The sequence below is a fragment of the Longitalea luteola genome, from assembly GCF_017356035.1.
GTDB lineage: Bacteria > Bacteroidota > Bacteroidia > Chitinophagales > Chitinophagaceae > Niastella > Niastella luteola.
The window spans coordinates 152,012-159,269 of record NZ_JAFIQX010000005.1 but is presented as its reverse complement, the minus strand read 5'-3'; the positions used below and the strand labels follow the sequence as shown (position 1 = coordinate 159,269).

The 7,258-nt window shown below is 44.5% G+C and carries 6 protein-coding genes; 4 read left to right on the top strand and 2 right to left on the bottom strand.

Going from position 1 to position 7,258, the window contains the following annotated elements:
- On the top strand, positions 1-357 hold a 357-nt coding region (locus JUB15_RS14690; RefSeq protein WP_207513249.1), incomplete at its 5' end, for a hypothetical protein.
- A gap of 64 nt (positions 358-421) precedes the next feature.
- Here JUB15_RS14690 and JUB15_RS14685 read toward each other — a convergent pair.
- The gene (locus tag JUB15_RS14685) at positions 422-1,240 is read right to left on the bottom strand and encodes a thymidylate synthase (protein WP_207513248.1); all 819 of its coding nucleotides are present in this window, start codon (positions 1,238-1,240) and stop codon (positions 422-424) included.
- Between the two features lie 275 nt (positions 1,241-1,515).
- The gene (locus tag JUB15_RS14680; protein ID WP_207513247.1) at positions 1,516-3,090 is read right to left on the bottom strand and encodes a coiled-coil domain-containing protein; all 1,575 of its coding nucleotides are present in this window, start codon (positions 3,088-3,090) and stop codon (positions 1,516-1,518) included.
- 429 nt (positions 3,091-3,519) lie between these two features.
- Here JUB15_RS14680 and JUB15_RS14675 point away from each other — a divergent pair, with 429 nt between their 5' ends.
- The 3 genes from JUB15_RS14675 (at position 3,520) to JUB15_RS14665 (ending at position 7,249) form a co-directional block, all read left to right on the top strand.
- Complete coding sequence (locus JUB15_RS14675; RefSeq protein WP_207513246.1) at positions 3,520-4,143, top strand: RNA polymerase sigma-70 factor; 624 nt, start codon at positions 3,520-3,522, stop codon at positions 4,141-4,143.
- A gap of 141 nt (positions 4,144-4,284) precedes the next feature.
- Positions 4,285-5,277: a FecR domain-containing protein gene (locus tag JUB15_RS14670; protein WP_207513245.1), complete on the top strand. Its 993-nt coding sequence runs from the start codon at positions 4,285-4,287 to the stop codon at positions 5,275-5,277.
- Between the two features lie 22 nt (positions 5,278-5,299).
- Positions 5,300-7,249 (top strand): peptidase associated/transthyretin-like domain-containing protein, encoded by a 1,950-nt coding sequence (locus JUB15_RS14665; protein ID WP_207513244.1) that lies wholly within the window; start codon positions 5,300-5,302, stop codon positions 7,247-7,249.
- Positions 7,250-7,258: the final 9 nt, after the last annotated feature.

The window sequence follows — 7,258 nt, the reverse complement described above, 5'->3', positions numbered from 1 at the left end:
TCAAGAACCAAGATCCAGGAACCAGATAAATCTCAAAAACCAAACTCCTACACTAAAATCTCAAGAACCAAGATCCAGGAACCAAATAAATTTCAAGAACCAAGATCCAGGAACCAGATAAATCTCAAAAACCAAACTCCTACACTAAAATCTCAAGAACCAAGATCCAGGAACCAAATAAATTTCAAGAACCAAGATCCAACACTAAAATCTCAAAAACCAAATTCCAACATCAAAGTCTTAAGAACCAAGATCCAGGAACCAAATAAATCTCAAAAACCAAACTCCTACACTAAAATCTCAAGAACCAAGATCCAAGACCCAAATAAAACTCAAATTTCAAAAACCAACTCCTAAAACGTATTAAGTTTTGCGATTTGAGATTTGCGATTCCTTCTTGCAATTTGTGATTTGTGATCTTTTAAACAGCCACAGGCGCCTTAATAGCCGGATGAAACTGATAGTTCTGCAGGGTAAAATCTTCGTATCTAAAATCGAAGATGTTTTTTACAGCCGGGTTCAGTTGCATGGTCGGCAACGGATACGGTGTACGGCTTAACTGCAGGTTCACCTGCTCTATATGATTGCTGTAAATATGAACATCGCCAAACGTATGAATAAATTCCCCCGCATCGAGATCGCACACCTGGGCGATCATCATGGTCAGTAATGCATAAGAGGCAATATTGAATGGAACGCCCAGGAATACATCTGCAGACCGTTGATACAACTGGCACGACAAACGAGGCCTTCCCGCCCCGCCCGGCGGAGGTGCTACATAAAATTGAAACAACACGTGGCAGGGCATGAGCGCCATACTGGGGAGGTCGGCCACATTCCAGGCGCTTACGATCAGCCGGCGGCTGTCGGGATTGGTTTTTATCTGCCTGATCACATCACTGATCTGGTCAATGGTTTGCGCTCCCCCGCCTGCCGACCAGCTGCGCCATTGTTTGCCATACACCGGCCCTAACTCTCCCTGTTCATTGGCCCATTCGTCCCAGATGCTAACACCGTTCTCTTTCAGGTATTTAATATTGGTTTCCCCTTTCAGGAACCACAATAATTCATGAATAATGCTCTTCAGATGTAGTTTTTTCGTAGTTACCAGCGGAAAACCCTGCTGCAGATCAAAACGCATCTGGTAGCCAAAACAACTGGTGGTACCGGTTCCGGTACGGTCAGATTTATAAACGCCGTTTTCTTTAATGTGCTTTAAAAGTGCCAGGTACTGCTCCATGGGCGCAAGGTACGAAAAGGCTCAATGTGCTAATTTGCCAATATGCAAATGTGCTAATTCAGGCAAAATATGGGGACAAGTTGTGAAAACGGGCAGCGGGCGTTATTTCCCCCTGCGTAGCACCAGATTGCAATAAAGGAAAGGAATAATGTAAAGGCAGTTAGTTTTGGTACATGTTAAAGACAGAACGTTGTTCTGCCTGATGTATAACTCTTGACTTATAGCTGGTAACCGGTAACTGGTACCCGATAACTGGCAACCGGTGACTGATCCCTTTAATGCTGCCCCGCCAGGTTAAAGCCGTTGCCGTTCACTACATGGCCGTTGGAGCCATTGTTGCCATTGCCATTTAACTTGGTGCCGTTTTGCTGTTGCGAGGCCGGCGGACTGCTCAATGATTTTGACAGATCGCCATAGATCTTCGACAACAACTGGTTATTGGTGATGAGTTTACCTTCAAGGTCCCTGGTCTTTTGCTGTTCGCGGTTCAATGATTCCTGCAGGGAAGTGATCATATTTTGTTTGTCGTCGAGCACCAGCTGTAATACAGCCTGCTGCTGTTGCACTTCATGCAGGTTACGCTCGAGGTTCTCGATATGACCCGTTTTTGAACGCAGGCTTTCCTGGTGTTGCCTGATCTCTTCGCGGCTGCGCTCAACAGCCTGCTGCCAGGCGGCTACTTCTTCCCGCTGCTGCTGCAGCTCTTCGCGTAACGCATGCATCTCCCGTTCAAAATTCTCTTTCTGTGTTTGAGTCTGCTGTACCAGCAGGGCTTTATCAGCAGCATCTTTTTCTATCTCGCGGAAAGTCTTGATACGCTGTTCCAGCTGGTTCTGCAGGAATTCGATCTGCAATTTCTTTTCCTGCAAAACATCCTGCAGGTATTGCTGATCGGTGATCTTATTCTTTAAAGCGGCCTTCTCTTCTTCTGCAGTGGAAAGTAACAGTTGTAATTCCTTTATCTGTTGTTCGTAGGTACCATGTTTGGGTTCGCCGGCTGTTTGCAATTTTTCAAGCAGCGCAGCTTTCTCATCGGTCAATTGTTGAACTGTTTTTTGCAGCTGCTGTAACTGTATGGCCAGTTCATTCTTTTCATTTTTATATTGTGAGCCCAGTTCATCAATCTGTTTGGCATAGTAACGTTGCAATTCCTCCGATTCCGACTGAGCCGACTTTGCGGAATATTCCATGTTCTTCATCAGGTTTTCCAAACGGGTAACTTCTGCGGCATTCTTTTCTTTGAGCTCCTGTTGGGCGCGCAGTTTGTCCTGCAATTGCTGAACAGTTTCCTGCAGTTGTTGTACCTGTTGCTGCGCATGTGCCAGCGCTTCAGGCACCTGCTGCTCACCCTGCATCAGCTTTGCATTGGCCTGTGCCGTATCCAGGGCCTGCTGCAATTGTGTTACTTTTAATTTATACCCGTTCACCTCCAACTGCAACCGCGCAGCCGCATCATCATTTTGCTTTTCGGTGCTGTATGCTTTATTAAGAAGATCGGCATATTTACCCTCCAGCTCGCGGAAATCCTGTTCCAGCATAGCGTAATTCTCCCGGTAACGGCGAACTTCCTGCTCATATTTCTTGATCAATGGCTGGTTATCGGGATTGGTACCGCTCGCCAGCCAGTCAGGCACCTGGCTGTTGCCATTCGGCTCAGCAGCCATCACCGTATGAAAACCACCACCTTCCATATAGGCCGGTTCGCCTCCTTCGGCATTCTTCTTTTTACGCTTGTAATGAAAGAAGGTAGTTACCAGGAAGGCAATGACAGTACCAGGTATAGCTATCCACAGTACAATTTGCAGAAACTGTTTAAACTCGTACATGGAAACGAGCAGGAATCGCAACATAAAAGAATATTTATAGGTACACGTTTGGCTTACAGAAACGACAAGATGGTTTCAGAGGGACGGTTGGATTATATTATGTACTACGGTATGTGGGGGTTATGGCGGGCTGGTTACCTTTTGTATGACTACCTATAAAAAACTTACTTAATACATTCGTTATTGTGCATCGGGAAAAAATAAATCTGGCCCGTTTTTTACAAGCAGTTGCAATATTGTAAACAGCAACTGATTCAGGGTTCAATAATAATACCAAAAAAAGGTTAAAACAAGCATTAATGGGTTGTTTTTTCCACAAATAAGGGTGAAAATCTACGTTCCCGGTCTTACACATGCGGTCTTTGCCCAATATGTTCCATCGAAACGATAACAAAATTTTAAAGAATCGTAGGGGTATTATTATTTTCAGTTGTCTCTTTTGATAAAACTTTATTGGAAGCATTTATATTTGAAGCGGATTATCAACGCATTAAAGTGGCTATCCCAAATACAAGCACCGCCGTTAAACCGCTGTCGGCCGACAGTGAACAGGAATTTGAACAGCTTTTTAAAGAACACTTTAAAAGCCTGTACGCTTATGCTTTCACTATATTGAAGAATGAAGCTATAGCCGAAGAAACCGTCCAGAACGTCTTTTACAAAATTTGGGAGAAGAAAGTCCCAGACACCATACAAACATCACTCAAAGCCTATTTATACAAAGCCGTTTATCACGAAAGCCTGAATTACCTGAAACACCAGAAAATAAAAGCGCGGTATCAAGTGCATGTTATGCATCAGTCTAATAACCATAACGATCAGGGTGCTGCCAGGAAAATTCTGGTGCGGGAGCTGGAAGAAAAGCTGCGCGATGCCATGAATGCCCTGCCCCAGCAATGCCGGACAATCTTTCAATTGAGCCGGTTCGAAGGGCTGAAATACCAGGAGATTGCCGATCAGCTGGGTATCTCAGTGAAAACCGTGGAAAACCAGATGGGCAAAGCATTAAAACAATTACGAATAAAACTGATAGATTATTTACCGATTTTCATGTTAGCCTATTTCTATATATGGTAGGAAATCACAAATCACAAGAACCAAAAGAAACGCAAATCTCAAATCACAATTTTGATTCTTGAATTTGGAATTTATTTGGTTCTTGGAACTTGGCTCTTGGAATTAATAATTAGGAATTTGTAATTTTTAAAATTACTCTTATTGAAAAGTTCTACACAACATATGGACGATCTGCTGGTAAAACACCTTACCGGTGAAGCTACGGAGGCAGAAATGCTTCAGGTGGAACAGTGGCTGGCCGAGGATGAGGCAAACCAACACTACTTCGATCATTTTAAACTGATCTGGGAAGAAAGTGTTCAGCTCGCCAACGTTACCGAGGTTGATGAACAGGCTGCCTGGCAGCGATTCCAACACCGCGTACAGGAAGGATCGTTCCCCAGGGAAAAGGCCGCCCCTGTATGGTCATTGAACAGCTCCCTGATGCGGGCAGCTGTGATCACCGGCCTCATCATAGGCATTGCGGTGCTCACCTACGTCCTGTTCCATAATAATCCGGGCACCGTTGTGCGCATGGCTACCATCCAGGCTGCCGAAGCAGTTACCTCCGATTCATTGCCCGATGGCTCTATCGTTACTTTAAACAAACATTCACAGGTATCCTTTCCGGAAAAATTTCCTGACAACAAAAGAAGTTTGCAGTTGAACGGGGAAGCTTTCTTTACAGTAAAACCCGATAAGAAAAAACCATTTGAAGTTCACACCAACAATGTGACCATTACCGTTGTTGGCACCTCTTTCAATGTGCGAAGCAGAGGCGATACTACCGAGATCATCGTTGAAACAGGCATCGTTAAGGTGGCTACCGAAAAACAAACCGTTGTATTAACGGCCGGACAAAAAGCGCTTACCAGCCTCAACGAAACAGTTCTGCAAAAAACAGCCAATACCGATCAGCTGTACAACTACTACCGCAGCAAAAAATTTGTTTGTGATGAAACGCCCTTATGGAAGCTGGTAGACAAGCTGAACGAAGCGTACAATGTGCATATTGTTTTCGAAAACGATGCCATCCGCAACCTGCCGCTTACCACTACTTTTGATAATGAGCCGCTTGACAAAATTCTCAATATCATTAAGTCAACATTTAATATCTCTGTAACCAAAGAAAAAGGAAAGATCATACTACGCTAAATTGCATGTTGAATTAATAACCATGACAACACTCAGGTGCGCCCTTCCTATAATCATTGCATTAATTTGTATCACCACCACGCACGGATTAGCACAAAGCCTGCTCGACAGAAGGATCTCTGTCGAAGCAACCAATCAACGTTTGTCAGATGTACTAAAACTGATCAGCAGCAAAGGAAATTTTTACTTCTCCTATAACAGCAGCATCATTACCCGGGATAGCATCATTTCCATCTCCGCCTATAACCGGCCGGTTAAACAGGTGCTTGACCAGTTATGCGGCAATCGATACAAGTGGCAGCAAAGTAACAATTACATCATATTACGGAAAGCACCGATAACGTCCCCCGCTGTAGTTACCAGTAAAGTCCCCAGCCCTGAGAAATTATATACGGTCAGCGGCATTGTATTGAATAGTGAGACCGGTGAAAAAGTTGGCAATGTGACCATCTATGAAAAGCAACGGCTGGTATCAACCATGTCTGATGATAAAGGTTACTTTAAAATAAAACTTAAAAGCCGCTACAGTACGGCTTCCCTTACCATCAGCCGTGAAATGTTCGAAGACACTACGGTTGTTATTCAACCGAAATACGATCAGCAGGTGACCATCGTAATGACTCCGGTGGTAGTGAGTGAGCCGGTAGTAACAATTAGTCCGGTTGAAAATGAATTACCCGATACCATTGTCATTCAACCGCCCGTAGATACTTTCATGACCACCGCTGCTGTCGTTAAAGGAGAAGTTAACCAGGTGGAAAGAACCCGCTGGGGTAAAAGGCTGGTGTCGGCCAAACAGAAAATCCAAAGTATTAACCTGGAAAAATTCTTCGCCGACCGTCCTTCCCAGATCTCCTTAACACCCGGATTAAGTACACATGGAAGATTGAGTGCGCAGGTAATAAACAATTTCTCAATTAACGTAATAGGTGGTTATACAGCGGGCGTAGCCGGGGTTGAACTGGGCGGCGCCTTTAACATCAACAAGAAGGATGTTAAATACCTGCAGGCAGCCGGGCTGGGAAACATCACCGGCGGCTCGGTCACCGGCGTACAGCTCGCAGGTATTCATAACCACGTGTTACACGATGTTAGCGGGTTACAGGCAGCCGGCGTTTCTAACTATGTAAAAGGAAATGTCACCGGCGTACAATTGAGCAGTATTCATAACCATGTATCCGGTTCGTTAACCGGTCTTCAGGCTGGTAATATTTCGAACTTTTTAAAGGGAAAACTTATCGGAGTGCAGTTAAGCAATATTCACAACGTCTGCTATGACAGTGTGTTCGGTATGCAGGCTGCAAATATTGTGAACTTCGCCCATAAAAAAGTATCAGGCGTGCAATTGGCTGCTATCGCCAATTTCGCCAACCGCGAAATGAGCGGCGCCCAGTTTGGAATATTGAATTACGCTAAAAAATTACGCGGGTTTCAGGCCGGACTGATAAATATCTCGGACACCTCTGCCGGCTATAGCATTGGGCTCATCAATATTGTGTTGAAGGGCATGCACAAACTGGCTTTATCCACCAATGAAGTACTTGATTATAACGCGGCATTCAAAACCGGCAACAAAAACCTGTACAGTATTCTGTTAGTGGGTTACAAAAACAGCAAGCGGGCAGGAACCACGGATACTTCATCGATCATCTCTTTCGGCTATGGCCTCGGCCACGAATTTTCAATAGGCAAATGGTTTAGCATCAACCCGGAATTCACTTCGCAATACCTGCGTGTACAAAGCTGGGAGAATGCCAATGTAATGAACAAGCTCCATCTTCAGTTCAATATAAAACTCGGTAAATATATAACCCTGTTCGGCGGACCATCATTCACTGCCTATTATACTGAATGGAAAAAGAATCCGTCAGGACTTCAATTACCCGTTCCTGCATCCTATCACACATTCGACTTATGGGATGATACCATTAAAGGCTGGTTTGGCTGGAATGCCGGCATAAGCCTTTTTTAACGCGCGCTA